This is a genomic window from Herbidospora cretacea (assembly GCF_001570605.1).
Classification (GTDB): Bacteria; Actinomycetota; Actinomycetes; order Streptosporangiales; family Streptosporangiaceae; genus Herbidospora; species Herbidospora cretacea.
This window is the reverse complement of the sequence record NZ_BBXG01000002.1, coordinates 1-25,679: the sequence shown is the minus strand read 5'-3', so window position 1 is coordinate 25,679 and position 25,679 is coordinate 1. Positions and strand designations below refer to the sequence as shown.

24 protein-coding genes, 1 tRNA gene and 1 pseudogene are annotated in these 25,679 nt (G+C 67.9%); 12 read left to right on the top strand and 14 right to left on the bottom strand.

Annotated features, from left to right (window positions below):
- The first annotated feature begins 158 nt into the window (after window positions 1-158).
- The 3 genes and pseudogenes from AW270_RS02555 to mptB all read left to right on the top strand — a co-directional run.
- Complete coding sequence (locus AW270_RS02555) at window positions 159-506, top strand: STAS domain-containing protein (protein WP_082801324.1); 348 nt, start codon at window positions 159-161, stop codon at window positions 504-506.
- The gene (locus AW270_RS02550; protein WP_061290231.1) at window positions 503-1,252 is read left to right on the top strand and encodes a glycosyltransferase family 2 protein; all 750 of its coding nucleotides are present in this window, start codon (window positions 503-505) and stop codon (window positions 1,250-1,252) included. Before AW270_RS02555 ends, AW270_RS02550 begins: the two co-directional genes overlap by 4 nt.
- A gap of 59 nt (window positions 1,253-1,311) precedes the next feature.
- Window positions 1,312-2,058, top strand: a pseudogene (gene mptB / locus AW270_RS42035) (polyprenol phosphomannose-dependent alpha 1,6 mannosyltransferase MptB); the annotation flags it as partial.
- 502 nt (window positions 2,059-2,560) lie between these two features.
- Here mptB and AW270_RS40970 read toward each other — a convergent pair.
- Window positions 2,561-4,681, bottom strand: a complete 2,121-nt coding sequence (locus AW270_RS40970; RefSeq protein ID WP_157521633.1) for a hypothetical protein — start codon at window positions 4,679-4,681, stop codon at window positions 2,561-2,563.
- A gap of 242 nt (window positions 4,682-4,923) precedes the next feature.
- On the opposite strand from AW270_RS40970, the gene AW270_RS02535 reads away from it, so the two are divergent.
- The 4 genes from AW270_RS02535 to serS are packed head-to-tail and all read left to right on the top strand — an operon-like array spanning window position 4,924 to window position 8,809.
- Window positions 4,924-6,078 (top strand): glycosyltransferase 87 family protein, encoded by a 1,155-nt coding sequence (locus AW270_RS02535; RefSeq protein WP_061290227.1) that lies wholly within the window; start codon window positions 4,924-4,926, stop codon window positions 6,076-6,078.
- 22 nt (window positions 6,079-6,100) lie between these two features.
- Window positions 6,101-6,559, top strand: coding sequence for a DUF4446 family protein (locus AW270_RS02530; RefSeq protein WP_061290226.1), 459 nt, complete (start codon window positions 6,101-6,103; stop codon window positions 6,557-6,559).
- Between the two features lie 50 nt (window positions 6,560-6,609).
- A complete protein-coding gene (pheA, locus tag AW270_RS02525) occupies window positions 6,610-7,536 on the top strand; it encodes a prephenate dehydratase (RefSeq protein WP_061290224.1) in 927 nt (308 codons plus the stop codon).
- A 10-nt stretch (window positions 7,537-7,546) separates the two neighbouring features.
- Window positions 7,547-8,809 (top strand): serine--tRNA ligase, encoded by a 1,263-nt coding sequence (serS, locus tag AW270_RS02520; RefSeq protein ID WP_061290221.1) that lies wholly within the window; start codon window positions 7,547-7,549, stop codon window positions 8,807-8,809.
- A 65-nt stretch (window positions 8,810-8,874) separates the two neighbouring features.
- On the opposite strand, the gene AW270_RS02515 is transcribed toward serS, so the two are convergent.
- Window positions 8,875-9,078 carry a cold-shock protein gene (locus tag AW270_RS02515; RefSeq protein ID WP_030455233.1) on the bottom strand — a complete coding sequence of 68 codons (204 nt, stop codon included), beginning with the start codon at window positions 9,076-9,078 and terminating at the stop codon, window positions 8,875-8,877.
- 240 nt (window positions 9,079-9,318) lie between these two features.
- On the opposite strand from AW270_RS02515, the gene AW270_RS02510 reads away from it, so the two are divergent.
- Window positions 9,319-10,128 carry an HAD family hydrolase gene (locus AW270_RS02510; protein WP_061290219.1) on the top strand — a complete coding sequence of 270 codons (810 nt, stop codon included), beginning with the start codon at window positions 9,319-9,321 and terminating at the stop codon, window positions 10,126-10,128.
- Window positions 10,129-10,415: 287 nt separating this feature from the next.
- On the opposite strand, the gene AW270_RS02505 is transcribed toward AW270_RS02510, so the two are convergent.
- Window positions 10,416-10,925: a bacterial proteasome activator family protein gene (locus AW270_RS02505; RefSeq protein ID WP_061290217.1), complete on the bottom strand. Its 510-nt coding sequence runs from the start codon at window positions 10,923-10,925 to the stop codon at window positions 10,416-10,418.
- Window positions 10,926-10,930: 5 nt separating this feature from the next.
- Window positions 10,931-11,890 carry an NAD(P)H-quinone oxidoreductase gene (locus tag AW270_RS02500; RefSeq protein WP_061290215.1) on the bottom strand — a complete coding sequence of 320 codons (960 nt, stop codon included), beginning with the start codon at window positions 11,888-11,890 and terminating at the stop codon, window positions 10,931-10,933.
- 115 nt (window positions 11,891-12,005) lie between these two features.
- Here AW270_RS02500 and AW270_RS37395 point away from each other — a divergent pair, with 115 nt between their 5' ends.
- The gene (locus tag AW270_RS37395; protein ID WP_245674546.1) at window positions 12,006-14,105 is read left to right on the top strand and encodes a nucleotide-binding protein; all 2,100 of its coding nucleotides are present in this window, start codon (window positions 12,006-12,008) and stop codon (window positions 14,103-14,105) included.
- Between the two features lie 78 nt (window positions 14,106-14,183).
- Window positions 14,184-14,272: transfer RNA gene (locus tag AW270_RS02490), tRNA-Ser, on the top strand.
- Window positions 14,273-14,733: 461 nt separating this feature from the next.
- On the opposite strand, the gene AW270_RS02485 is transcribed toward AW270_RS02490, so the two are convergent.
- From AW270_RS02485 to AW270_RS02460, 7 genes are all read right to left on the bottom strand, one after another.
- Window positions 14,734-16,932 (bottom strand): hypothetical protein, encoded by a 2,199-nt coding sequence (locus AW270_RS02485; protein WP_157521632.1) that lies wholly within the window; start codon window positions 16,930-16,932, stop codon window positions 14,734-14,736.
- A 434-nt stretch (window positions 16,933-17,366) separates the two neighbouring features.
- Window positions 17,367-18,737 (bottom strand): tyrosine-type recombinase/integrase, encoded by a 1,371-nt coding sequence (locus AW270_RS02480; protein ID WP_061290211.1) that lies wholly within the window; start codon window positions 18,735-18,737, stop codon window positions 17,367-17,369.
- Window positions 18,734-18,925: a helix-turn-helix transcriptional regulator gene (locus AW270_RS02475; protein WP_061290209.1), complete on the bottom strand. Its 192-nt coding sequence runs from the start codon at window positions 18,923-18,925 to the stop codon at window positions 18,734-18,736. The genes AW270_RS02480 and AW270_RS02475 overlap by 4 nt, the downstream gene beginning before the upstream one ends.
- Window positions 18,922-20,283: a replication initiator gene (locus tag AW270_RS02470; protein ID WP_061290207.1), complete on the bottom strand. Its 1,362-nt coding sequence runs from the start codon at window positions 20,281-20,283 to the stop codon at window positions 18,922-18,924. Before AW270_RS02470 ends, AW270_RS02475 begins: the two co-directional genes overlap by 4 nt.
- A gap of 98 nt (window positions 20,284-20,381) precedes the next feature.
- Window positions 20,382-20,543: a hypothetical protein gene (locus AW270_RS38365; protein WP_157521631.1), complete on the bottom strand. Its 162-nt coding sequence runs from the start codon at window positions 20,541-20,543 to the stop codon at window positions 20,382-20,384.
- Window positions 20,544-20,545: 2 nt separating this feature from the next.
- Window positions 20,546-21,877 (bottom strand): FtsK/SpoIIIE domain-containing protein, encoded by a 1,332-nt coding sequence (locus tag AW270_RS02465; RefSeq protein ID WP_061290205.1) that lies wholly within the window; start codon window positions 21,875-21,877, stop codon window positions 20,546-20,548.
- Window positions 21,870-22,214, bottom strand: a complete 345-nt coding sequence (locus tag AW270_RS02460) for an SCO3933 family regulatory protein (RefSeq protein WP_061290203.1) — start codon at window positions 22,212-22,214, stop codon at window positions 21,870-21,872. Before AW270_RS02460 ends, AW270_RS02465 begins: the two co-directional genes overlap by 8 nt.
- 143 nt (window positions 22,215-22,357) lie before the next feature.
- Here AW270_RS02460 and AW270_RS02455 point away from each other — a divergent pair, with 143 nt between their 5' ends.
- Window positions 22,358-22,744: a GntR family transcriptional regulator gene (locus AW270_RS02455; RefSeq protein WP_061290201.1), complete on the top strand. Its 387-nt coding sequence runs from the start codon at window positions 22,358-22,360 to the stop codon at window positions 22,742-22,744.
- 114 nt (window positions 22,745-22,858) lie between these two features.
- Here the strand turns inward: AW270_RS02455 and AW270_RS02450 are convergent, their stop codons facing one another.
- Together AW270_RS02450 and AW270_RS02440 are read right to left on the bottom strand one after the other, a co-directional pair.
- Window positions 22,859-24,076, bottom strand: a complete 1,218-nt coding sequence (locus tag AW270_RS02450; protein ID WP_061290199.1) for a helix-turn-helix domain-containing protein — start codon at window positions 24,074-24,076, stop codon at window positions 22,859-22,861.
- A 508-nt stretch (window positions 24,077-24,584) separates the two neighbouring features.
- The gene (locus tag AW270_RS02440) at window positions 24,585-24,800 is read right to left on the bottom strand and encodes a hypothetical protein (RefSeq protein ID WP_061290195.1); all 216 of its coding nucleotides are present in this window, start codon (window positions 24,798-24,800) and stop codon (window positions 24,585-24,587) included.
- 97 nt (window positions 24,801-24,897) lie between these two features.
- Between AW270_RS02440 and AW270_RS02435 the strand changes: the two genes are divergently transcribed.
- Window positions 24,898-25,131: a GntR family transcriptional regulator gene (locus AW270_RS02435; RefSeq protein WP_061291376.1), complete on the top strand. Its 234-nt coding sequence runs from the start codon at window positions 24,898-24,900 to the stop codon at window positions 25,129-25,131.
- 176 nt (window positions 25,132-25,307) lie between these two features.
- On the opposite strand, the gene AW270_RS40420 is transcribed toward AW270_RS02435, so the two are convergent.
- Window positions 25,308-25,679: hypothetical protein (locus tag AW270_RS40420; RefSeq protein WP_218009069.1), on the bottom strand; the 372-nt coding region annotated here is incomplete at its 5' end.

Here is a 25,679-nt window from a genome sequence, read left to right as displayed (position 1 = left end):
CGCTCCTCCTCCGGCTCCGGCGGGAGCCGGTTCCATAGCGTCAAGGATCGCGCACTCTGCGTTTACATGAGACCGAAATCGGGGACAAAGGGCGGACGACTCTTCGGTAATCCCAGAGGAACGTGACCCAGCGCCCGACCGGCGCTAGTGTGCGCGCTGTGGAGCTCAAAGTCTCGACTCGATCGCATGCGGGTCACGCTGTGATGGCCGTATCCGGAGAAATCGACCTGTATACCGCGCCTCGCCTGCAGTCGGAGTTCACCCGAGTGCTCGAAGAGTCCGCGCTTGACCGGGTCGTCATCGACATGTCCGGCGTGGAGTTCTGTGACTCCACCGGCATGAACGTGCTGCTGTCCGCGCTCAAGCGGCTCAAGGAACGCGGCGGCGTGCTGGAGGTGGCCGCGCCACGCCCGGCGGTCCGCAAGATCCTTCAGGTGACGGGTCTCGACTCGGTGTTCACCGTGCACGAGAGCGTCCCGGCGGAGCTGGCCGAACTGACCGGATGAGCAATCTCTCCCCCCGCTCAGACACCGCGGTCGTCGTCCCCGCCAAGGACGAGGGCGACCGCATCGCCGCGACGGTCACCGCCGCGCTCCGCCTGCCCGGCGTCTCGCTCGTCCTCGTGGTCGACGACGGTTCGACCGACGAGACCGGGCGGGTGGCCCGTGCCGCCGGCGCCCGCGTCGTGCGCCACAGCCGCAACCGGGGCAAGGCGGCGGCGATGGAGAGTGGCGCGGAAGCCGTCCGGCTGCTCGACGAAGACTGCAATCTGCTCTTCCTCGACGCCGACCTGGGGGACACCGCCGCCGCTGCGGCTCCCCTGATCGGGCCGGTGCGCTCCGGCGAGGCCGACATGACGATCGCGACCTTCGCGACCCGGGTGAAGCTCGGCGGGCACGGGGTCGTGGTCCGGGTCGCGCGAGACGGGATCAAACGGCTGACCGGATTCGACCCGGCGCAGCCGCTCAACGGCCAGCGCTGCCTGACGCGTGCCGCCTTCGAGGCCGCGCGGCCCCTGGCCGCGGGGTTCGGCGTGGAGACCGGGCTGACGGTCGACCTCATCCGGAAGGGCTTCCGGGTCATGGAGGTCGAGGTCGAGATGAGCCACCGCGCCACCGGGACCGACTGGCGGGCCCAGCTCCACCGCGCCAAGCAGCTGAGAGACGTGTCGCGGGCGCTGGCGGCCCGGGAGCCGACGGTGGTCAGGGCCATGGAGACGATCGAGGGCCTGCGGCCACAGACCCGCCCTTGATCTCCACAGGTTGACGCTCCGGGGGTTCGCGTTCGAGGGTCGCCCCTAGGCTTCTCGGCGTGGAGCGTGTGGCTGCGGGCAGGCTGGCCGTCGGGTGTGTGGCGGCGGCCCTTGGGCTGACGGTGCTGTTGGGCCTCTTGGGGCCTTCGGCGCTGCAGCCTCGGCTGACCGGGGCCGGGTGGGTGCCCTTCTTCGTCGACGCCGGGCTTCCCGGGTGGACGGCCATCGGGCTGGCGGCCGCGGTGGTGGTGCTCGGGACCGCCGGGGTGCTGCTGGGGCTCTACGGCCTGCCGTCGCTGCGGGTGCTGGGGTGGCTCGGGGTCGGGACCGTGGTGGTGCTCGCGTTCCTGCCGCCCATCGGGTCGTCTGATCATCTCAACTACGCCGCCTACGGGCGGCTGCTCAATTTGGGGCATGACCCTTATTCGGTCACCCCTGACCGATTCCCCGGCGATCCCGTTCTGGGGGCGGTCGAGGAGTGGGCGGCGACGCCGAGTGTCTACGGCCCCGTGACGACCGGGGTGCAGGCGCTGGCCGGTCTCATCGGCGGCGACTCGCTGCGGCTGACCGTGTTCGTGATGGCGGTCGTCAACGCCGCCGCCTTCCTCGCGGTCGCCTGGATGCTGGGGTCGCGCGGGGTGGTGCTCTGGACGGCCAATCCGCTGGTCGTCTTCCACCTGGTCGCCGGCATGCACGCCGACACGCTCGCCATCGCCTTCGTGGTCGCCGCGCTGGTCACCCGGTTCAAGGGGGTGTTCCTCGGGCTGGGGGTGGCGGCCAAGGTGACCGTCGGGGTGGTCGCGCTCGGGGTCGCGTGGGAGCTGCGGAGGAACCTTGGGAGGCTGGCGCTGGTCGCCGGCACGGCGCTGGCGGTGTGCGGCGTGGCCTACTGGCTGGCCGGGCCCCACGCGTTCGACCAGGTGCTCAACGCCAGCAAGTCGATCTCGTGGGCCACGCCGTGGAAGCTCGTCCAATACGGCCTGCAGGGGGTTTTCGGGTCGGGCGCCTACCGGGTCTGGATCCAGATCGGGTCGCTGGTGCTGTTCGCCGCGCTGGCCGCGCTGCTGCTGCGGGCGCTGGCGCCGCTCGACGCCGCACGGGTGGCCGTGGCCTTCTCGGTCGCGTGGCTGTTCTCCACGCCCTACGCGCTGCCCTGGTACGACGGGCTCGCGTTCGCGCTGCTGGCGCTGGTGCCGAGGTCGTGGCTCGACTACGTCATGGTCGCCCGGATCTCGCTGCTGTCGCTGGCCTACCTGCCGGCCCGGCAGTTCGACCAGCCCGCCGGGTCGGAGTGGCTGGTCGAGGTGGTCAGGGCGCAGGTCGTTCCGTGGTTGCTACTCGGGGTGGTGGTGTTTCTGCTCGTACGGCTGCCGCGAGGGTCAGCGGTACGGCCACCGTCAGTGCCATCGCCGGGATCGCGATCCCCGAGTCGTTGATCAGGAAGCCCACGAACGCCGCCGTCAGCGCGCCGATCAACCCGGCCCGCAGCTCCGGGGCCTGCTCGTAGGCCACGCTCAGCGCGGCGACCCTCATCTCCCTGGGCCTGGCCAGCACGAGGAACAGGAACGCCAGGGCGACCAGCGAGAGCAGGGTCAGCGGCCAGTTGCCCAAGGTGCCGAGCATCGCGCCGAGCTTGCGCGCCAGCACCCCGCCGGCCTCACCGTCGATGACCTGCTGGACGAACGCGCCCAGATGGGTGCGCTGCTCCGCCGGGCGCGACCAGTCGGCCAGCGCGATCCCGGTGATCAGGGCCGCCCCCGCGACGGCGATCAGGGCCAGCCTCGTCACCGACACCCGTAGCCCGGCCAGGAGCAGCAGGAACACCGCGAAACCGAGCACGAACGACGGCACCCCGCCGAAGTCGGCCCCCCAGGAGGGCCAGCCGTCGGCGGCGATGGCGAGGAGGCCGTACAGGACGCAGAAAATGAGCGCGAGCGCGCGACGGCGGATGAAGTGCGCCGCGGCGGCCAGGAACAGGATCGTGCCGGTCGAATAGACGGCGAAGGCCATGTTGCCGAAGCCGTAGAACCGGCCGCCGGTCACCGGTTCGTAGCCGGTGACGGCGTTGACCTGGAGAGACGAGCCGGTCATGACGTCGAGCAGCAGCGCGATCGACGACACCCCGGCGACGACGCCCAGCGGCCCGAGCGGGTCGCGCCGCCACGGCCCGGCGAACGCGACGGCGGCGATGAGCACGGCGAACCCGAGGATGGTGCCGACCAGCGCGGGCATCGGATGCGCGACGCTCCACCACGGCACGAGCTGCGCCAGGAACGTCGAGATCGGCACCGCGCCGCTGATCACCCCGACGATCATCATGGCGCGTCCGGCCCCGGCGACCTGGCGGCGCATGACGAAGGCCGCGACGGCGTAGAAGACGACCTGGATCATGACCAGCGAGAAGAAGAACAGCTCCCGGACGTCCCTGAGAACCTGGCTGGCGAGATCGTCATCTGCGAGTGCGGCAGGGTCGGCGCTTTCGGTCGTCGACGTCCAGGCGCGGCCCACGACGCCGTCGGGGACGGGCAGGCCGAGGGCGGTCAGGGCGGTGGCGGTCAGGTCGGTGATCGTGACGAGGCCGACCTGACGGGTGGACGACGCGGTCAGCAGCCCCGCGCCGAACCTGGGGCCGGTGGCCATGGCGACGTGCAGGTGCGCGGCGGCGCGGGTGTCCGAGATGCCTCCCACCAGGACGGTCGCCCCCGGCGGGACCTTGGCGAGGATGGCGCCGACCGTCGTGTCGGCGGCGGCGACGGCCTGGTCCCTGGCCCGCTCGCTCATGCCCCCCGCGAGCCAGGCGTCGGAGATCTCCGGGGCCTCGGCGACGATGAGCTGGTGGCCGGTGGGGTCGAGGTCGGCGATCTTGGCGGCGTAGGTGGTGACATTTCCGGAAATGTCGGCTGCGCCCAGCGCGGCCCCCGGGCCCACGGCGGCGACCCGGCCCCCGGCGTCCTTGACCGCCTGCCCCAGCGTCCCGATCCGGGCCTGGAACGACGACCGCCCCTGGAGCGCGACCAGCTCCGGCCAGCCGGGCACCGCCTCGCCCGTGGGCGGGGCGGGCCGTGCGCAGCCGGGAGAGGCGGCCCGCTGCCCGGCCGACACCGTCAGCCACCCGGCGACCGGACAGGTGATGCCCCGCCCTTCGAGCGGCACCGCCCGGGTCGACAACGAGGCGTCCCCGGCGCTCTCGGCCAGCTTCCACAGGTGGGGTGTGCGTGAGGCGCTCAGATCGGCCCACTCAAGCCCGGGGACACCGATGATCACCACCTGGCCCTGGGGCGCGCCGAGCGCGGTTCCGGGCAGCCCGAAGATCCCAGCCAGACAGGCGGCCAGCAGAACCCAGACGACCCGGCGCGTCCGAGCCGGCCCGGCCGTCTGACCCGGCGTTGTCCCGGGCAGCCCGAAGACCGTGGCCAGGCGAGCGGGCACGTGAGCCCGGACGATCCTGTGCGGCCGAGCTCTGCCGCTGTCCGCGGTGCGGTGTGCGGATGCGGGTGTCCGATGTCTCCACGAGGCGATCGATCCGTTCAGCCAGGAAGCGAGCGCCGGAACGCCGCCGTCTCCCGCGACGCCGTTCTGGGTGCCCCGTGCGGCCACGTGGGTGGAGGGTCTGTGCACCGGGCGTCCTTCCCTGCGGTCCGTTGGCGGGCTAAACGGTAGCCTGCCTGGTCGTGGGAAGTGTTGCGCGGAGCCGGACCGCCTGGTGGCCCCTGGGACTGCTGCTCGTGCTGGCCGCGGCCGCGCCGCTCGCGCACTACTGGCTGACCAATCCTGACGACCAGCGGCTCGTCGACCTCGACGTCTACCGGCTCGGCGGGCAGGCCTTACTCGACGGGCTGCCCGTCTACGGCGTGGTCACGCCGGCGCCGCAGTTGCTCCCTTTCACCTATCCGCCCGTCGCGGCGATGCTCGCGGTGCCGCTCGCGCTCCTGCCGTGGCCGGTGCTCCAGTGGGTCTGGACCGCCGCCATCGTGGCGACGCTCGTCGCCGTCGTCTGGGTGGCCTTTCCCGAACAGCGGAAATGGCTGCCGCTCGTCACGATCGCCTGCCTTTACCTGATGCCGATCCGCGACCAGATCCGGTTCGGGCAGGTCGATCTGTTTCTCGTCGCGTTGTGTCTCTTCGACGTCGTGGTGAAAAGGCCGTGGTGGCCGCGCGGGGTGCTCATCGGAATCGCGACGGCGGTCAAGCTCACGCCGGGCGTGTTCCTGATTCTCCTGTTGCTGGTGGCGTGGCGGAAGCCGTACCGGAATGAGGAGATGAAAGCCTTCCTCACCGCGTCGGGAACGACGGCGCTGCTCACGGTCATTCCGTTTCTCGTCATCCCCCGGGACGCCGTCGACTTCTGGTTCGGGGCGCTGCTCGACTCGGAAAGACTCGGGGCCAATACGGCGACGACGAATCAGTCGATGCGCGGAATGCTGCTGCGGCTCTACTGGCCCGACGCGCTGACCACCGTGCTCTGGCTCGCCGCCGTCGCCTTCATCGGCTGGTACGGCTTCCGCGCCGCCCGCCGCCACTACCTCGACGGCCAGGCCGTCACCGCCGTCGCGCTCACCGGGCTGATGGCGGTGCTGCTGTCGCCGGTCGCCTGGATCCACCATCTCGCCTGGATCGTGGTGGTCATCGCCGCGCTGCCGGAGATCAGGGAGAAACTGGCCACCTGGGTGTTCTACGTGCTGCCGATCCCCTGGTGGGGGGCCTACATCAAGATGTGGGAGATCCCGGTCCTGTCGCCGACGCTGGGGAAGATCGTGCAGAACGCCTTCGGGCTCGGGGCCGTCGCCCTGGTGTTCGTCCTTGCCCGAAAGCGGGCGAAAGCGTGACCGCGCCATTACGCTCGGTCGCGTGCTGGTTACCGCGTTCGTGATCGTCGGGCTGCTCGCCGGTTTCACCGGGGTCGCCATCGGGCTCTACTCGCTCCGCAACGCGCGGGCGGCCGTGCAGGACTGCCTCGACGTCCTGGCCCGGCGGGCGGCCGTGGAGGGGGTCGTCGACACCAAGGCGATCCGCGACGTCGCCGTCTTCCGCTACGACGCCCTGGAGGAGATGACCGGGCGGCTGTCGTTCTCGGTCGCGCTGATCAACGGGCTGGGCGATGGGATCGTGCTGACCTCGATCAACGGGCGGACCGAAACCCGTACCTACGTCAGGGCCCTCAGAGGCGGCAAGGGGCTCCAGCCTCTGTCGCCTGAGGAGGAGCAGGCGGTGCGGGCCGCCCGGCTCGGGCTGGGGCCCGAGGTCGAGTCGGCCGACGGTGACCTGCTGCGGCCCGCCGGAGGCCTCTGGAGCAACTCCGCGCGCTGAAGTAGTAAAGATCCGCATACACCACCGTCGACAGTGGCTAACCTGGTCTTATGTCTAAGCTCGCCTACCTGGGCCCCGAGGGCACCTTCTGTGAGGCCGCCCTTCGTGAACTGGCGCCCGAGGCCGAGCGCCTGCCGTGCGCCAACGTCAGGGCCGCGCTCGACGCGGTCCGCAACGGCGAGGCCGAAGGGGCCGTCGTGCCCCTGGAGAACTCGCTCGAAGGCGGCATCGCCCAGACGCTCGACGAGCTCGCCTGGGGGCAGCCGCTGCTGATCGTCGCCGAGCTGCTGCTGCCGGTCGAGTTCTCTCTCCTGGTCCGTCCGGGCACCGAGTCGCGCCAGATCAAGCGCATCTTCACCCACCCCGCCGCGCACACCCAGTGCCGTGACTTCATCGACCGGGAGCTCCCGGGGGCCGTGGTCGTCCACTCCTCCTCGACCGCCGGCGCGGCCCAGGAGATCGCCAACCCCGAGTCCCCCTACGACGCCGCCATCGGGCCGTCGATCGCCGGTGAGATCTACGACCTGACCGAGCTGGCTTCCAACATCGGCGACCGGAACGACACCGTGACCCGGTTCGTCCGCGTCGCGCCCCCCGGGACGCTCCCCGAGCCGACCGGGGCCGACCGCTCGTCGATGGTCGCTTTCCTGCGCGACGACCACGCGGGCGCGCTGCTGGAAATGCTCTCCGAGTTCTCGGTACGCGGCGTCAACCTGACCCGCATCGAATCGCGCCCGACCGGTGACGGCATCGGCAGCTATTTCTTCCACTTCGACTGCGAGGGCCACGTCGCCGAGGCCAGGGTCGGAGAGGCGATCTCGGGGCTCCACCGCGTCTCCGGCGATCTGCGCTTCCTCGGCAGCTACCCGCGGGCCGACAAGGTGCCGACGCAGATCAAGCGGGGCACCGCCGACCCCGATTTCGCCGAGGCCGCCGGGTGGCTGAGCCGAATGCGGGCCGGAGCCGTGCAACGGTAGCGTTTGCTCTGTGATTGACCTGCGAACCCTACGCGAAGATCCCGACCGGCTGCGCGACTCGCAGCGCGCCCGTGGGGAAGACGACTCCGTCGTCGACACGCTGCTCTCCCTCGACGAGCGTCGGCGCAGTGCGCTGGGCTCCTTCGAGTCGCTGCGCGCCGAGCAGAAGAACGTGGGCAAGTCGGTCTCCAAGGCGTCCGGCGACGAGCGGCAGGCGCTGCTCGACCGGGCGAAGGATCTCGCGGCGCAGGTGAAGGCGGCCGAGGCGGAGGCCGAGCGGCTCGGCGCCGAACTCGACGCCCTGGCCATGTCGGTGCCCAACATCGTCGACCCGGCCGCGCCCCACGGCGGCGAGGACGACTACGTCGTCCTCGAACACGTGGGCACTCCCCGGGAGTTCGACTTCGCCCCGCGCGACCACCTTGAGCTGGGCGAACTGCTCGGCGCGATCGACATGGAGCGGGGCGCCAAGGTCTCGGGCTCCCGGTTCTTCTTCCTGCGCGGCGCCGGGGCCCGGCTCCAGCTCGGGCTGCTCAACATGGCCATGCAGCAGGCCGTCGAGGCCGGTTTCGTGCCGATGATCACCCCGGTGCTGGTCAAGCCCGAGTCGATGCAGGGCACCGGCTTCACGATCGCCCACGACAGCGAGATCTACCGCCTGCCCGAAGACGACCTCTACCTGGTCGGCACCTCCGAGGTGCCGCTCGCGGCCTACCACGCCGACGAGATCCTCGACGGCCCCCAGCTGCCCTACCGCTACGCCGGCTGGTCGTCGTGCTTCCGCCGGGAGGCCGGGTCGTACGGGAAGGACACCCGCGGCATCATCCGGGTCCACCAGTTCGACAAGGTCGAGATGTTCTCCTACTGCAAGCCGGAGGACTCGGCCGAGGAGCACCAGCGGCTGCTCGGCTGGGAGCGGCAGATGCTCGACAAGTGCGAGCTGCCCTACCGCATCATCGACACCGCCGCCGGCGACCTCGGCATGTCGGCCGCCCGCAAGTTCGACTGCGAGGGCTGGATCCCCACTCAGGGGCGTTACCGCGAACTCAGCTCGACGTCGAACTGCACCGAGTTCCAGGCGCGCCGCCTCAAGGTGCGTTTCCGCGACGACGACGGCAAGCCGCGCGTGGTGGCCACCCTGAACGGCACGCTCGCCACCACCCGGTGGATTGTGGCCATTCTCGAGAACCATCAGCAGGCCGACGGTTCGGTCGTCGTTCCGAAGGCGCTGCGGCCCTTTGTGGGGCTCGACGTTCTGGAACCGGTCAAATAACCGCACTGAACGCACTGAAGGCCGGAGTTCTCGAAAGAACCCCGGCCTTCAGGCTGTCTAGTGGTCTAAAGGGCGCGGACCTGCGAGGCCTGCGGGCCCTTCGGGCCCTCGGTGACCTCGAACTCCACACGCTGACCGTCTTCGAGGTTCCGGTAACCGGAACCCGTGATGGCGGAGAAGTGCACGAACACGTCCGGCGCGCCGCCGTCCGGGGCGATGAAGCCGAAGCCCTTTTCAGCGTTGAACCACTTGACGGTTCCCTGAGCCATTAACGCTCTCCCTAAGGAAGTGAATCTTGGGGCACACACCTCGTGAGCCCCGGTGTGTCGCACAGCTCCCCGGGTGGCTCATAACAGTCAAGCTGGTTTTCGCTACGGGAACAGCTAATACAACGCGATCCATATCTAACACTATGAGCGCCCCCAGGTCCTCCAAGTCCGGGGGAGAATTCTCGTCCTGAGATCCCCCTGTACGGAGCGTCTTGCGGGCAGGGCAAACTGGGAGCTGTTATGGCCCCACCGCGCCTCATCGCCACCGACCTCGACGGCACCGCACTGCGCTCCGACGGCACCATCTCGGCCCGCACCGCAGCCGCCTTCGCCGCCGTCGAGGACTCCGGATCGACCCTCGTCTTCGTCACCGCCCGGCCACCACGCTGGATGGCCTCCGTCAGCCATGTCGTGAACCACCGCGGCCTGGCGATCTGCGCCAACGGCGCTCTCCTGTACGACCTCCACACCGAGTCGATCGCCGACGCCCACCTGATGGAGGCGGCGGTGGTGGCCGAGACGGTCGCCCTGCTCCGGAAGGCGGTGCCCGCACTGACCTTCTCCGTCGAATACCCCGACGGATACGCCTACGAGAGCGACTTCCCGCTGGGAAGCTGGGACCAGCGCTTCGGCGACGGACGGCCGCCTGTCGAGTCCGTGCTCGGACGGCCGTGCGCCAAACTGCTCGCCTACCACCACACGATGGCCGCCGATGATCTCTACGAGCAGGTCGTGGCGCTCGTGGGGGACATGGTGACGCCCACCCATTCGAGCGGGCGGGCGCTGATCGAGATGAGCGCGACCGGGGTGACCAAGGCCACCGCCCTGGCCCGCTTCGCCACCCGCAACGGGATCACGCCGGGCGAGGCGGTGGCGTTCGGCGACATGCCCAACGACCTGCCGATGCTGGGCTGGGCGGGCACGTCATGGGCGGTGGCCAACGCCCATCCCGACGTGCTGGCAGCCGTCGACCACGTGACGAGGGCCAACGACGACGACGGGGTGGCCCTGGTGCTGGAACGGTTGTACGGGGTGGGCCGGGCGGGCTGACATCCCAAGATTCCGGGTGCGGGAGCGCCCGACCTGTGGCGGGTCGGCTCACGCGTCAGACTTGGCGATAAGCCGAAATCTCGGGCGCGGGCGGTTGGAGCACAGGCCCGGCTGATCAGCTGAAATTTCGGGCGCGGAGCGCAAGCGCTGTGGGGCGGTCTCCGCGTCAGGCTTGGCGATGAGCCCGAATTCGGGCGGGGTAGCGCCCCGTCCCATGAGTCAGGTGTGCGCATCGCTCGTGCGGGCCGGGTGACTTGGGGGTCGCCCAGCCCGTACACGAAACGGTTTTAAAGGTAGGGCCCCGACGCGCCCCGGCCCGGGTCGTCTTGGCCGCCCTGCTGGGAGAAGCCGCCCGGGAGGGCGCGGCGCATCTGCTCCAGCTGGGCCCGCGCCGCCATCTGCTGGGCGAACAGGGTCGTCTGGATGCCGTGGAAGAGGCCTTCGAGCCAGCCGACGAGCTGGGCGTGGGCCACGCGGAGCTCGGCCTCGCTGGGCGGAGTGCCGTTGTTGTTGGCGAAGGGGAGCGACAGGCGCTCCAGTTCGTCGACCAACTCGGGGGCCAGGCCGTCTTCGAGTTCCTTGATAGAGCTCTGGTGGATCTCCATGAGACGCTTGCGGCTCGCCTCGTCGAGAGGGGCCGCGCGGACCTCTTCGAGCAGCTGGCGGATCATGCTGCCGATCCGCATCACCTTCGCGGGCTGTTCCACCAGGTCGGCGACCGACCGCTCTTCGCCTTCCGGCGCCTCTTCCCCGGACGGAAGAACCACGATGTGTGGAGTGCTCTCGTCAGCGTTCATGCCTCTCAACCTACTAGCAGGATCTTGCCGATGTGGTCGCCGGCTTCGAGCATCCGATGGGCCTCCGCAGCGTGTTCCATCGGTATCTCAGCGTGGATGACCGGGTTGATCGCACCGGCGCTGACCAGCGGCCAGACGCTGTCGGTGACGCCCCGGCAGATCGCGCCCTTCTCGTCGGGGGTGCGGCTGCGCAGGGCCGAGGCCATGACGGTCGCCCGTTTCCGCAGCAGGACGGCGATGTCGAGCTCGCCCTTGGTCCCGCCCTGCATCCCGATGATGGTCAGCCGCCCGCTCTGGGCGAGGATCTCCACGTTGGGCTTGAGGTACTTGGCGCCCATGATGTCGAGGATCACGTCGGGACGGTCGTCCTTGAGCACCTGGGAGAAATCTTCCTCTCGGTAGTTGATTCCTCTATCCGCGCCGAGCGCCAGGCACTTCTCGACCTTCGCCTCGGAGCCCGCGGTGACGATCACCCGGGAGCCGAAGGCCTTGGCGAGCTGGATCGCCATCGTCCCGATGCCGCTCGCGCCGCCGTGGACGAGCAGGGTCTCGCCCTTCCGGAGGCGTGCGGCCATGAAGACGTTGGCCCAGACCGTGCAGGCCACTTCGGGCAGCGCGGCCGACGCGGCGAGCGAGGTGGGGGCGGGCATCACCTGCTGCCACGGAACTGCCACCTTTTCGGCATATCCGCCACCGGCCAGAAGAGCCGTGACTTCGTCACCCACCGTGAGAGTGTCGACACCCTCGCCGACCTCACTGATCACCCCAGAACATTCCATCCCGGGAATTTCAGACGCACCGGGCGGAGGCGGGTAGAGTCCTTGCCGCTGGAGAAGATCGGCCCGATTCACGGCTGACGCCGTGATCTCAATCACCACTTCACCTCGGGCGGGAACGGGATCTGGCACCTCACGCCACTCCAGAACGCCGGGTCCGCCGGGGTTGGAAATCACGATCGCACGCATGTGACCTAAAGTAACCGAGCAGCCAACTCGACGGTTGGCCGCGTTCGCCTGTATACGGGGCGCTAATCTGCAATGTGTTTGCTGCCCCTTTAGCCCATCCCGAGGGGGAAACACGGTGGCACGACACGATCGTGAGGATCCCCACTCGCTCGAAGACCAGCTGGCCTGGCTCGACGCGATCAAGGAGATGCCCGACGAGGTCGACATCGCGGTGTCCGCGGTGACGGCGTCGTCGCTTGCTGCTCCACAGCCTGCGCCGCCGACGACGGACGAGGTGCCCTCGCCCTACCCGAAGGACCCCTGGCGCTCGGTCCCGGCCGAGCCGGCGCCCTTCCGGGCCGTTTCAGCGGTGGAAGAGCCGCCCGCCTCCGACAGCGGCGTGGAGACACTCGACCCGCTGCCGTTCGGGACCGGCCGCGGGGCCTTCGGCGACTCGCCGATCGACACCGACTCCTACAACGTGGGGGCGTTCGGCGAGCGGACCCCCGCCGAGGCCGAGAGCCCCGACGAGCCCGTGCGCGGATGGCTGGAACCGGCCGTCCCCGTGCACGACGAGCCGTCCGACTCCGGCCGCTTCCCGCGCCCCGACGCCGAGACAGGGCGCTTCTCGCCGGAGGTGGTGGCCGACCTGGGGCGTCCGGACGCCGACTTCGGGACCGGGTTCGCGCGCTCCGAGGGCGACTCCGGCGGCTTCACGTTCCCGCGATCCGACGACGACCCGGGTGCCTTCGGCTTCTCGCGGACCGACACCGACCGGGTCTCCCGGCCCTCCGAGAGCGACTCGGGCCCCTTCGGGCTCCCGCGTCCCGAGAGCGACACCGACTCGGGACACTTCGGCCTGCCCGCTGACCCCGGGCCCTCGGACAAGGGCGCCTTCGGCCGCTCGGACGCGGACTCCGGGCGGTTCTCGTGGCCCGGCACCGAGGCCGAGGAGACCCCGGCCGCCGAGGACACCGATCCCGGCAACCGGTTCCGCCCCATCCGGGACGCCGACGAGCCGTTAAGAGGCTCGCTTCGGGAGAACCTCAAGCCCCCCGCCGAAGCAGCCGCAGGGCCCGGAGAGGCCTTCCGGTCCTCGGCACGGGAGGCGCTGGAGTCGTACACGAGAGAGGTTCAGCCCCTCTCGGAGTCGCGCGAGATCGCCGAGCGCGAGCCCTACCAGGCGAGGCGGCGGCAGCCCGACAACCTGCCCGCACCGGCCTTCCAGAGCACGTCGCGGGCGCTGGTCCCCCGCTCGACGAAGCCCTCGGCCGACAGCCTCGACCCCGCCACCCTGCTCAAGGGCCGCAAGGACGGCCCCGCCACGGGTTGGCGACGCGTCGTCTTCAAGGCCACGGCCGGTTTGATAAAGCCCGGCGAGGCCCCCGAGGTGCGCAAACGCGCCGAGCTGGTGGCCCGCGCACGCACCCCCGTGTCGGCCGGCCACCACCGCGTGGCCGTGCTGAGCCTCAAGGGCGGCGTCGGCAAGACCACCACCACCGTGGGCCTCGGCGCGACGCTCGCGCAGGTCCGCGGCGACCGCGTGATCGCGGTGGACGCCAACCCCGACCGTGGAACGCTCTCCGACAAGGTGGAGCTGGAGACCTCGGCGACCATCCGTGACCTGCTGAACGAGCGCGCGGACATCCGGCGGTACGTCGACATCCGCGCCTTCACCTCACAGACGCCCTCGCGGCTGGAGATCCTGGGATCAGACCGGGACCCCTCGGTGTCCGAGGCGTTCTCGGCCGAGGACTACCAGTCGGTCTCCGCGGTGCTGGAGAACTTCTACTCGATCTGCATCACGGACTGCGGGACGGGCCTGCTGCACTCGGCGATGTCGGGCGTCCTGGGGCTCGCCGACCAGCTCGTCCTGGTGAGCAGTCCGTCCGTGGACGGAGCCCGCGCGGCGTCGGCGACACTGGACTGGCTGGAGGCTCACCACTACGGCGACCTGGTCAAGTCGGCGACCGTGGTGCTGTGCAGCGTGCGGCCCCGGTCGAAGTCGACGGTGGATTTGAAGCGCCTCGAGGCGCACTTCGCCGCACGGTGCCGGGCTGTGGTCCGGGTGCCTTACGACCCGCACCTCGAGGAAGGGGCGGAGATCGATCTGGAGCGACTGCAGGAGCCTACTCGGGCGGCTTTCCTCAAGTTGGCCGCTTCTGTGGGGGACGGGTTCGCGGGGGCTCCTGGGGTTGGGGAGCGGCGGTACTCCGAGATCCCGGATCACATCTGATGGCGTGTCTCTCCCGTCCTCTGGTGGGGGCGGGAGAGAGTAGGGTTGCGTTCTGACGCCCGCTGTTGTGGGGGGTCTGGAGAGCTCGCCTAGTGGACGATGGCGGCGGTCTTGAAAACCGCTAGGGGCGGTGACGTTCCTCGTGGGTTCGAATCCCACGCTCTCCGCTTTGCTTGGAAAACGTGGTCCGACCTGGCCTGATGGGTGGCGGGTGGCCTGGTGATCATTTCTCGGGTGTGCAGCCGTGAGCTGTCGTGGGCGGCTTCATGTCGTTGATCACGGGATATTCACGGGATGATCTTGGTGGTGTTTCCCCAGGTCATTAGGTCCGTAGACGCATCTCCCTACGATCGCCTTGCGGTGGCTGATGTCCCGCTCAGGCTGGGGGCGATCGGCGGCCCAGGGCTTCGCCCAGGTCCATCGGAGCAAGGTGTTGGACGAGCCGGACATGACGAAGGGCACGCGACCGAGGGGGTCAACGGGGCCTGGTTGGGTGTTACTGATCACTCGTCCAGAGCTGAACCGATACGACGATTGGCGATCTTCGGGTTTGGCGTAGCCAACAGGAGTAGTAGGGCCCACCGACAATTCTCCGTGGGCCCTACGTGCTCTACTTCCCAACTCCGGGCTACATGTCTTCGTCGTCTTCGTCGTTAGAGTCGAGGTTGGGATCGTTGGAGTAGATCGTCGACTGAACCTTGACGGCAAGCTTGGAGACCTTGGCCCATTCGCGCGGGGATCCGAGCGGATGGGCCCCTGCGGCATCTGGTGTCTGGCTCAGCCGAATGAGCTGGGTGAGGGCCTCCTGTGCATCGGTGAGGGTGCCGAGGAGTTTGCGTCGCTGGGTAGCCATCTGATCGAGGACCGGCTTCAGTTCAGCGTCATCGTCGTCGACAAGCTCTCCCTCTTCCTGGGCCGCGCGTTGGGGGTCGGACACCTTGACAACGGTGTATTCGTCGAGGCGGCGGGGTACTCCGGCTCCATCGCGGGCGATGCCGTCGTTGGCTTCAAGATCGACAGCGACCATGGTGTAGCGGTCGTCCTCGCCGCCCTCTTTGATCAACTGCTTGTCGGTGAAGGAGTTCACCGCCACCCGATCGGCATCGAACCGGTTGGCGGCGTGGGCAAGTAGGAGCAGGCCAGCGGGATTTTCTACCCTGGATAGCATGGCGATGACGTCGTCGACATCGGAACGGAATGGGACCGTGCGACCGACTGCCGAGCCGACGTTGCGGGTCAGCAGCTTGTCAGTGATCAATGCGATACCACCGGCGACAGCCAAAGTGAGCCTGGCATCGAGGTTCCCGGAGGTAGCCGGTTTGACCAGCGAAGTGAAGTCAGCGCAGGGCGTCGGCTGCCAGTCCGATTCGGCGACCTCCTTGGTCAGTACGCCACCGTTACCCCATGCGTTGCGGGCCTGCCGCAAGGTCTGCTTTTTGGCCAGACGCCACGGCCGGTCGGTGATGGGGCCGAGAATCTCTGCATAGGTGTTGGTACGCAGCCGTTGTTTACCCGTGATCGCCTTCACATGCTTTTTCATGACCCCGAATACAGACGGGCGGGTCAGGTAGTGGACTAGGAATACTGCGCGCCAAAGAGGCGTGCCGGGGATGCTGCGGTCGCCGAAGACGTCGGGCGTTTGCTGAGGGTGGTACTGACCGATAGCCAACCGGTAAACGTCGGCAATCTCGATGCCGGTGATGTCGTTGACGCCATCGAGCATGGTCCGCTTAAGCGCACGGGAGCCGATCTCGGCGTTCTGCGCGGCCGAATCCCACATGCCGAACTCAACGTGGATCGACGACAGGATGCTGCGGATGGCGTCATCGAAGACTTCGCCAGGGGGAAGCCCAGAACCGGGGTGTACCTGAAGTCCGACGGCGATCTGTGCTGGTACGACAATCGCCTGCCCTATCCTGATCGCTTCCTCGGCGGGGGTGGTGCCGCTCAGTCCGGCGATGAAAGAGGCGCGCAACTTGTCGAGTTCACCTTGCCGGCCGAGCGCCATGCGCTGGGTCAGGGGCTTGTCTACGCCACGGCGCGCGGGTTTCTCAGCAAGCACGACTTCGATGGCCCGATCGGCGATCTCTTCGGGAGTTGCCTGGTCTCCGCACAACGCACCCCAAGCGCTGACGACGCGTGTGATCCCGTCGCGGACGACTAAGACGTAGAGGGGTTCGGACCCGTCGGAGAATTCGATGCGGGCTATGTGCGCGACGACCGCACGGGTGATGCGGCGGCTGAGGATGGACTCGTCGTACTGCTTGTTGGAGTTCCGGGTTGCGATGATCGTCTGGCGTAAATAATTACGTAGGTGACTTTGGTCGCGAAACCGGTACACCAGCATCGCCTGTGCGACATCGCCGGTCAACTCGCCCTCAATCTCGGGGTCCGACTCGGCGTGGGGATCTTGTCCGACGCGCGGCTGTACCAATGGGAAGATCTCGGTCAGCCAGACACGGCCGTTACCCGAGCGCAATGTCGCTCCGCCGACATGCTCTTCGATAAGCGATGAGCCCCCAGCGCCCGACTGGTACACAAGTTGCGCCGTGAGCGCGGGCGGATGCACTATCGCCCGCGCTAGTGCGTGCCAGCCATCCTCCGGCAGCGCGCAATAGGGATTGCTCTGGCCGACACGCACCAGCCTGGTGCGATCACGGACTTCTGACGGAGTGGGGAGCTGGTGGCTGAAGTTGCTGACAGTCAGCGTGTCATCGCCGACCTTCAGCGTGATGGGGTCCCACCGCTCGTTGGAGTGAGTATTCGGCTGGTCGGGGTGGTGGTCCACGCCGAGGTGAGGTGCCTGGAATTGGGGATCAACAGACATGTCCGTCTGCTCTCTCTGTGATCCTGAGCGCCATCCGGCAGTCGCCGGGGCCCTGCCCCTGTAGATGGCCCGCCATTCGCCATCCGGGGACGCGGGGATCACGAAGGTCCGCGCTGCGTCGCTTGACGGATCCGAAATGCCCAACACCTGGTCACAGCGTGCGGCGCGGTTCAGGTCACCGGCCATGCGCGTACTAGATGGCTTCCTTTGGAAGCCCCCGAAGCGATCTCCGGGATGGTGCATCGCCCCCGCCAAGGGCACGATTTCACGTACCGTACATCACGGAATCGCCGTGTGGGCCGGACTTAGGCCAATTTCAGATCCGCCGGAACTGCGTCAATCAGGAGTTGACACGATTGGGCTTTGTTGAAGAGCCGGATATGACGAAGGCCCCGCGACCAGACTGGGTCAACGGGGCCTTGTTGGCGTACTGATCACTCGTCCAGAGCTGAGCCGATACGACGATTGGCTACTTCGGCGCCGCCGTCGATGCACTTGGCGTAGACCTTCAAGAGGACGTCGACGCTATGCCCGGCGCGGTCGGCGACATCAGGTGGAGCTACTCCGGCGTTGAGCCACAGACTGACGGCGGCGTGCCGGAGATCGTAGGGTCGGGCGGCCATGGGGGAAACGACCTGTTCGGGCGTGAGGGCCAGGGCGCGAGCGGCCCGCCAGGTCTCGCAGTACGTGCCGATCGAGATGATCCCGCCGCGCGACGTCCGGAACAGGCGACCGTCGTCGTGGACGCCGAACTCTTCGATGTGGTCCCGGAGGATGGTGACGAGTTGAGGAGGGATGGGCACCGGCCGGCCCTCGTCGGCTGCACGGTGCTTGAGTCCTCGATCGTCGTGGCCTTCGCCGCTGTCGGTCCAGCGCTTGTTGGACTGGGGCTTGGACTTGGCGACGAGGAGAAGGCCCCAACCGGATTCGGGCAGGCGGCAGTCACCCACACGAAGCGCGAGGGCTTCGGCCGGGCGTAGGCCCGCGTAGTAAAGGCAGGCAAAGAACCCCTTCAGGTGGCGCCCACGCTTGACGAGGCCGACGTATGTGACCGCGTTCAGCAGATCGCGAGCTTGGCCCGCGTTCACTACGACTCGGCGGTCGACGACCTCACGGACTTTCGGGGGCTTCCACGCCTTGACCTTGTCGATCGGATTGGACGGAAGCTCTTCCAGATCGACGGCGTACTGAAGGGTGTTGTAGAAGACCGAACGCTTTCGGGCGATCGTAGTGGGCGCGGCGGCGGTGCCGTCGAGGCGGACGGTCAGGGCGTCCAAGCCCAGGCGGACAAGGCGTGGCTTGGCCAGGTCCTCGACTGGCAGGGAGTTCTTCTCAAGCCAGGTGAGCGCTTCCTTGATCTCTTGCGGTTGGGGCATGTCGCGGGTTGCCGGCGAGAGCGCATACTGCCGGAGCGCCCGACGCATCACGGACGGTTCGGGCTTGCCGGTCGCGTCCTCATTGACGAGAGCCGGGATGACCGTGCTCAGGGCGTCGGTCATGCTGTCGCGAGTCTTGGCCGCCGCGTGAGGCCACTTCATGTCCACGTATCCCAGCGCGAAGACGTAGAAGCTCGTCGCCTTCTTGGCCTGGACCATGGACACGGGCAACCCGGTGTCGACGTCGAACGCCTCGCCACGCTTGGCCGCCTGACGGAGATCGGACAGGAAGCTGTCGGCCAGGGCCTTCGTCCGGAAGGTCCGTGACCTCTCTTTGCGGCCGACCGCCCACCTCACGACGTAGGACGGCGTCTTGCTCGACTGGTTGCGCTTGATCTCCCACAGCTTGACGTCGTACGAGGGGTTCACGACACCTCCCGCAGGGTGTCCAGCCAGGCGGCGAGTTCGCTGCGGTACACGCGGATCTCGCCATTGGGCAGCTTCAGGCCGCGCGGCGCATGTCCGAGTTCGCGCCACCGGTAGAAGGTGCGGCGGGAGACGCCGCCGAGCTCGTCGAGGATCTGCCGCACGGTCAGGAGTTCGTCGTTCCGCCTCATACGGCACCCCCGACGATCGCGCGGGCCAAGACCGCTTCGCCGAGGGACAGGCCCTTTCCGGCGTACTCCCAGCGAGCGATGACCAGGGCGGTGTCTTCGTCGAACAGCGGGATGCGACCCGTACCGATCTCTTCGCCGCGTTGGTGTTCCTCGCGGGCTGCTCGGAGGGCGCCCATGGTGACGGAGTAGCGGCGGGATTTGGTGGAGAAGTGGCCGCGGAATCCGAGCATGTGCGCCCAGCGGATCAGGTTGAGGTCGGCGAGTTCATCCAGGGCGCCCAATCGCAGGCACTCGGCGATGAGCTCCCGGGCGTGGTCGCGGATGGGCAGGGCGGCCAGGTCGTCGAGTGCACCGACTCGGCGGTCGAGCGTGCCGACGCATTCGGCGGCCTTGGTGGCGTACTTGGCGATGTACGCGGCGACGGCCCGTTCTGTCAGGTCGTCGGATGTGGCGATGGGGCGGATGTCCAGACCCTTGCTCGGATCGCCCCAGGTGAGGATTCGGCCAGGCTGGCCGGGGATGGGAACGGTGACCGTGACGGCGTTCGAGGCGTGCCGGATCGCGTCGGCCAGGGTGCCGGCGGTTGCCCAGTCGGGAGGCGGCGAGTCGGGACCGGTCGGACCGTCGAGGCGGATGACGGCGTGCACGTGGACCACGCCGCGTTTCTGGTACTCGGCGACCTTGGCGAAGGAGAGCATGAGGTGCTCACGAAGTTCACGCAGGGGCAGGCCGCCCGTTTTGGCGAGTCGCCGGCGAAGGGCTTCGGTGAAGCGTCGCCACAGCTCAGGGGCGGTGGCGTTGAACAGGACCGACCCGGTGTAGTCGTAACACGAGGGGCACAGCGGTTCGCCCAGGCGGTGATCGTCGGGAGCATGGCGGACGGTGCAGGACAGAAGCCGGTCGTGCGGACAGGGTGCAGCCTTCCGGCGAGCGCGGCACGGGTGGACTCGTCCGTTGGCCTCTCGGCGCACGTGCACGGCCCCGAAGGACGGCGCGGTCAGGGTTACGAACAGGGACGGATGCGCGCTGACCGAGTTCGGAACGCCCTTGCCGCCGACCAGGCCCGCGCGAATCAGTTGGTACGTGTCGGCGCGGTAGGTCTCGGCGCAGGCCGGACAGCGGGAGGCGCGGCGAGTCTTGCACGCCACGCGCAGGACGCCGCCGGGTTCGCTGCGGGTGCTGTAGCGGTGGAGGAGTTCGCCGGTGCCGGCGTCGATGTGGTCGACGGAGCCCCGGAGGTGGATGGGCTGACGGCATCCGCCGGTGCGCCTGATCTGCGCGGCCCAGCGGGCGTATCGAGGGTCGTCGAGCCGGGCGATGATCCCGGCGACCGCGTGCGAAGCGATGGGGTGGGGCAAGATGGGACCGTCCTTAGCAGAGGTGATCTGTGTGGGATGGCCCCCGGCCTGGCGCGGAACTTGGCGGTTGTGTGGCCAGGCGGGGGGCGTCGCGCCGGTCAGCGGACCTTGCGCGGGATGAGGGTCAGGTCAGACCGGTAGTGGCCGCGCCGCTTGCGGTTCGGCCTGGGCCGGGTGACCGACATGACGGTGAAGATCTGGCGGAGCCGGATGACCACGTACGTGATCTCGGCGTGGCTGCCTTCGAGGCGAATGCGCAAGGTCAGGCTCCTTTGGGCGCCGGGTCGGCGACCGGGTTGGGGTTGATGAGGTCCTCCCACGCGGGAGTCAGGTGGGCGAAGGTCTGGGCGGAGTGTTCGGCCGTGGCTTCGCTGACGTAGTGGGAGCGGGCGCGGTACCACTGGCCGTCCTGGCTGGCGACGATGGCGACGCCGGGGGTTTCGGCCGGGATGGCGCGGGCGGAGTCCAGGGCGGCCGGGTCGAGGTCGCCGAGGGTCATGGTCGCGGTCTCGGGGTCGTTGACGCGGTGACAGACGCGGCCCGAGCACTGAGCGCGGAGTGCTGTGACGCCGGGTCCGAGGTCGGAGCCGATGCGCTGGCCGCAGCAGAACAGGTAGATGCCGAAGGCACGGCCGAGCTGGGCCACGCGCAGGAGCGCGGTGGAGGTCTTGGCGATGTCGTCTTTCTCGCTCTTGTCGGCCATCAGGTAGAGCTCGGCGAGCTCGTCGACCAGGACGACGATGGGGGTCGGTCGCATGTAGGGCGGGAGTTGCCAGATGTTGCGGGCGCCGGCCATGCGGCACAGGTCCATCCGGTCGGTCATGATGCCGAGCAGGTCATCCAGGAGGCCGGTGCACTCGGGGCGACTGGTGGCCAGGGCGGATAAGCGGGATTTGTACGGGGTGAACTCCACTCCGCCTTTGAGGTCGAAGCCGACCAAGGCGACGGGCTGGGGGGCCAGTCCGACGATGAGAGCGTTGGCCAGGTTGGACTTGCCGGATTGGGTGGCGCCCGCGTTGAGCCAGTGCGGGACAGTCCGAAAGTCGATCACCCAGGGACGGCCCGTCTCCAGGGCGCCTACCGTGATCTTCAGGAGGTCCGGAGACGCCGGGAGGTTGTTGAGCTTGACCAACGGGTCGCGCATGGTGACGTGCAGGCGCAGGCGGCCGGGCTTGTCGGAAGAGACGCGGACGGCGTGCGCCCCCCAGGAGTGCGCCAGGCGTTCGGCCGCCTCGGAGTAGTCGGCGGGTATCTGGCCTTCGAGCAGGTGCAGGGTGACGCGCCAGCCGTGCCGGGTGGGCAGTGGTAGCCACATCCACGGCTTGGTGTCGACGGAGATGCGTTGCCAGCGTCGCTTGACCTGTACGACGCCGGTCGAGGCGATCAGCCCGGGGACGGTGGTGAACCAGAAGCGCTGACGCTTCTTGGTCAGCCCGCAACCAAGGGCGACTTTGCGCCACGTCGCACGGACGCGGAGGGCGGTCAGGGGGTAGCCCAGGGCGTACCAGAACGAACGCGGGTGAAAGAGCCGCCAGGCCACCAGCCAGGACACCGAAGCGGCCACCAGTGCGAGCCAGTCCAGGTGGTCAGTCACGGGACTTCGCCCCCACCTGTGCGGTCTCCGCCGAGATGATCGAATCGGCGCGGTAGGAGATGCCCCAACGTCCGGCGATCTCCCAGACGTAGCCGACCAGGTTGACGGGGAAGATTCGCTGACCGACGCCGACGGGCGGTTCGCCGGCGACGGCGATTTTGACCAGCTCGATCCTGCCGAAGGCGTCTTCGGTCGAGGTCGTGATCTCGTAGACCGTCTGGCCGTTCTTGTCGACCTTGATCTCTCCTGTCTGTCGGTCGCGGATGCGCGGTTGCGGGGCCTTCACACAGGTGATGGCGAGCCTGCTCGTGTCGACGGGGATGGGGATGTTGCGCACTGGAGACTCCTTGAAGAGTTGGTGTACTGCATATAAAGATACCTAGGTAACTAGATCTGTAAACCGATATAGCGATGTTGCCCTAAGAAGCTCGACAGAAGTTGCCCAGAGACCTAGATGTCTAGAACCTGTACGGTGGTGCCATGGCAGGTACGGATCGACGGCGGCCCTATCTGCGGATCGCCGACAGCATCCGCAGTGAGATCGCGCACGGGCGATACACCGTAGGGGAGCAACTCCCCGTGGCGCGTGAGCTGGCGGAACAGTACGGCGTTGCCATGATGACCATCGGCAACGCCCTGGCTGTGCTGCGCGATGAAGGACTGATCGAGACGCGCCAGGGCACGGGAAGCTTCGTGATCGAGCGTCCCGAGGCGACCGGCGCGCGGCAGGCCCCCGCCGCGCAGCAGAGCGAGGAGTTCGCGATCATCTCCGAGCAACTCCGCGAGATCCGCGAACACATGCACAAACTGAGTCTCAGGCTGGACGAGCTGGACGCCCGGACTCGGACCGATCAACCCGAGCAGTGATCGCCACAGTGCGCCGTTGGAGGTCGGACAGGTCCGCCGAGATCTCCGCGAGTTCCTGCAACAAGATCTGCCGCTCGATGTCGTTGAGAGCCACGTATCACCCCATGTAGGCGATCAGGCAAGCCGCATCACCGAGGCGAGGTGGGACACCTCGCGTTCGCGACGGTGCTTACCGCTGTCACGGAGGTCACGCACGAGGTTGCGGACCAGTGGGCGGTTGCGGACGTGCTGTGGCGCGATGCGATCCGCGCGCAGCAACGCATCTAGTGCATCACTTTCTTTGCGGTTCATGAGGTAGCCGGCCGCCGCGCAGGTCCAGTAGTGGGCCTGGCGTTCTGACGAGGCGATCTCTGCGACGGCGACGTCTTCGGCGCGCGAGATGACCTCGCGTGGACGACCGAGCTCCATACTGACTTCCACAGCGTGAATCGTGGTGTTGACCTGGTTGAACTGTGTCTGGAAGACGTTGCCGGACCCCGGCAGGTCGACGGCCACTCGGCGGGCTTCGGCGAGGTGACTTTCCGCTTCGACCTCTCGCCAGAGGCGAGAATGCGCGACGGCCGCCCGCAGGTGGAGGGCGCCCCATAGCGCCTTGATGGTCTCGCCCCCTGTGCCGACGTGAGGTTCGATCTGATCGAGTGCGGCCAAGGCCGCGTTCTTCGCGGCGTCCACGGAGGCTTCGTGGAGCCAGACGCCGCACAGGTCCCAAGCTGCGGCGGCGACCAGTTCGGGGGAGCCCACCCGTTGGGCGGCGACCAGTTCGCGTTGGACGGCGGTCCACCCGAGGTCGTGGTGTCCGAGCAGGTTGGACGAGACTCGCGCCATGTGGCAGGCACGCAGCATGAGCCCTTCGGCCCTGTCGCGGTTCCTCTCGTCGTTCGTTGAGATCAGGAGATCGGTGATGATGCCGGGGAGCACTTCGCCGAGGGCGCTGAACCGGGCGTCCTGACGGAGCCGTTCGGCCAATTTGACGTTGGCCTCCAGTTCGGCAAGGTCGCGTGGTTCGCGACTGCCGAGCAAGGCTGCACCACCCGGCATGCTCGCGTGCTGAAGGGCCAGGCGGAGACCCGGGATCGCGGAATGACCGGAGTCGAGTTCTGCGGTGTCGTGCCGGTAGGGCTGGCCGGTCAGTTCGGCGATCTCGACGTTCAACGCCTCGGCGACCTGGCCGACGACGCTCATACGGTCGAGGGGGAGCCGTCCGTTCTCCACCTTCGAGAGCCAGGAGACAGAGCGGCCGATCTTCTCGGCCAGCGTGGCTTGATCCCAGCCGTTGCGATGACGGGCGCGTGCGATTCGCTGGCCCGTGGTCATGTGTTCGGTTGCCGTCATGCCCACCCCTCCTTTGTCGTCGTGACTCGACGATAGGTCGGGGCGTTGCGGGCACTGGCAGAAAAACTGCCAGTGGGCAGCACGTAAGCCCGCACGGCCTTCTCTGGCCTGCGGGAATGCGCGCTAGGAATCAGTGCTGTATTTGTCGATGAGGAGAATCACCGACTGGACATATTGGTTTTATCACCTCCAATATCGCGAATAGATTCGTGTCCTTATCGGACTTCGCCGGTGAGGATCCTGGTCCAGAGCTGCTCGGCGTCTCGGGTGGGAAGCCAGTCCGTCTCCATCGTCGAAGGGTGGTTGACTCTTCGAGTGCGGCGGATGAACATCAGGCCGCCCGACTGACACAGCTCATAGAGAGTGGGCTGGCACTCGCAGGTGTGCCGGCGAACGCGCACGCGGTCGGCGCGGCTGGTGGGCTTCAGCCAGCGCAGACGTGCGGATTCGGGATGCGGTGGCGATACATGCGGACCGTGAGTTGCGGCGTCCAACGCCTTGAGGCTCGTCACTGGGCGCCGTCCGGGCTCTCTTGGGTCTTGATGGTCCGGGCCAGATCGTCGGCTGTGTCCGCCGCGACGGTTTGCATCAGACCCTCGGCGAGTTGCCACCAGTCCAGGCTTACGCCTCGCCGTGTGGCGTAGAAGACGCCTTCGTCGCTGCGGAACAGCACCCAGTTAGGGAAGGCGGTCCGGAGAGAGTCGATGTCCGATCGCGTCGCCATGAAGACGAGCCTAGGTCAACCTGTCCTATCCTGTCTATGCCGTACCTAGGACATGCTGTTCTATGTTCGCAGGTGGGGGCATACCTACAGTCGTCACGTGATCGAGTGGGACCCCAGGCTCTACAAGTGGGAGCAGATAGCGAACGTCGTTGCTGGGCGGATCGAGGACGGGACGTATCCGCCGCTGACGCTCATCTCCGAAGTCAAGCTTCAGGAGGAGTTCGACGTTGCTCGGGTCACTGTGCGGAAGGCCATGGAGGCTCTCCGGGAACGCCGACTGATCACAACCAAGCCAGGCAAGGGATCGATCGTCAGCCCGCCTGAGCCATGAACGAGTCGAGCTGATCAAGAACACTTGGTCCGCTCGATGAGGACTTTCCTTACGTCTTTAAAGCGGCCCGCCTCCGGCGTGCCGCGCGCTGGGCGGTCGCGGCCGCGCTGCGGCTCTTCGGCCGGTCGCGGCCCGCGCCGCCCTGCGCTATGCCTATGCGGACTTCCGTGTGAATGTCACTCTCTCAACCAGCCTGGCGGCTCTGTTCTTGTGAGTGCCCGCCAGCTGTGCGTAACGGTCTGCGAGTCCTGTTGATAGGCCTGTCGGAGAAAATGCGCTGCGGTAGAGGTCAAGTCCTGAAGTTGGCGGTCTACAGCTATGCCTAGCCCTTCTAAGGCTGCCGAAGTTGCCGACCCTGTATCGCCGTCCTCTAACGATATCCATGCGTTGAGAATGCGGCATCTGGCCAGATCGGAAAGGAACACAGCCGGGTACGCATCGGCTAGAGTCCGGTAGATGTTGGTGGCTTCTTCGATTGCGGTCAGTGCCTCTTCCCTCCGCCCCAGCCCCGACAGGCGGTTGGACTGGTTGCTCAGTGAGCCGGCGAG

Coding starts and splice junctions, on each gene's coding strand:
- AW270_RS02550 (WP_061290231.1), top strand. CDS start 503: ATGAGCAATCTCTCCCCCCGCTCAGACACCGCGGTCGTCGTCCCCGCC.
- pheA (WP_061290224.1), top strand. CDS start 6,610: ATGTCTAAGCTCGCCTACCTGGGCCCCGAGGGCACCTTCTGTGAGGCC.
- AW270_RS02515 (WP_030455233.1), bottom strand. CDS start 9,078: ATGGCTCAGGGAACCGTCAAGTGGTTCAACGCTGAAAAGGGCTTCGGC.
- AW270_RS02510 (WP_061290219.1), top strand. CDS start 9,319: ATGGCCCCACCGCGCCTCATCGCCACCGACCTCGACGGCACCGCACTG.
- AW270_RS02505 (WP_061290217.1), bottom strand. CDS start 10,925: ATGAACGCTGACGAGAGCACTCCACACATCGTGGTTCTTCCGTCCGGG.
- AW270_RS02500 (WP_061290215.1), bottom strand. CDS start 11,890: ATGCGTGCGATCGTGATTTCCAACCCCGGCGGACCCGGCGTTCTGGAG.
- AW270_RS02485 (WP_157521632.1), bottom strand. CDS start 16,932: ATGTCTGTTGATCCCCAATTCCAGGCACCTCACCTCGGCGTGGACCAC.
- AW270_RS02475 (WP_061290209.1), bottom strand. CDS start 18,925: ATGAGGCGGAACGACGAACTCCTGACCGTGCGGCAGATCCTCGACGAG.
- AW270_RS02455 (WP_061290201.1), top strand. CDS start 22,358: ATGGCAGGTACGGATCGACGGCGGCCCTATCTGCGGATCGCCGACAGC.
- AW270_RS02450 (WP_061290199.1), bottom strand. CDS start 24,076: ATGACGGCAACCGAACACATGACCACGGGCCAGCGAATCGCACGCGCC.
- AW270_RS02440 (WP_061290195.1), bottom strand. CDS start 24,800: ATGGCGACGCGATCGGACATCGACTCTCTCCGGACCGCCTTCCCTAAC.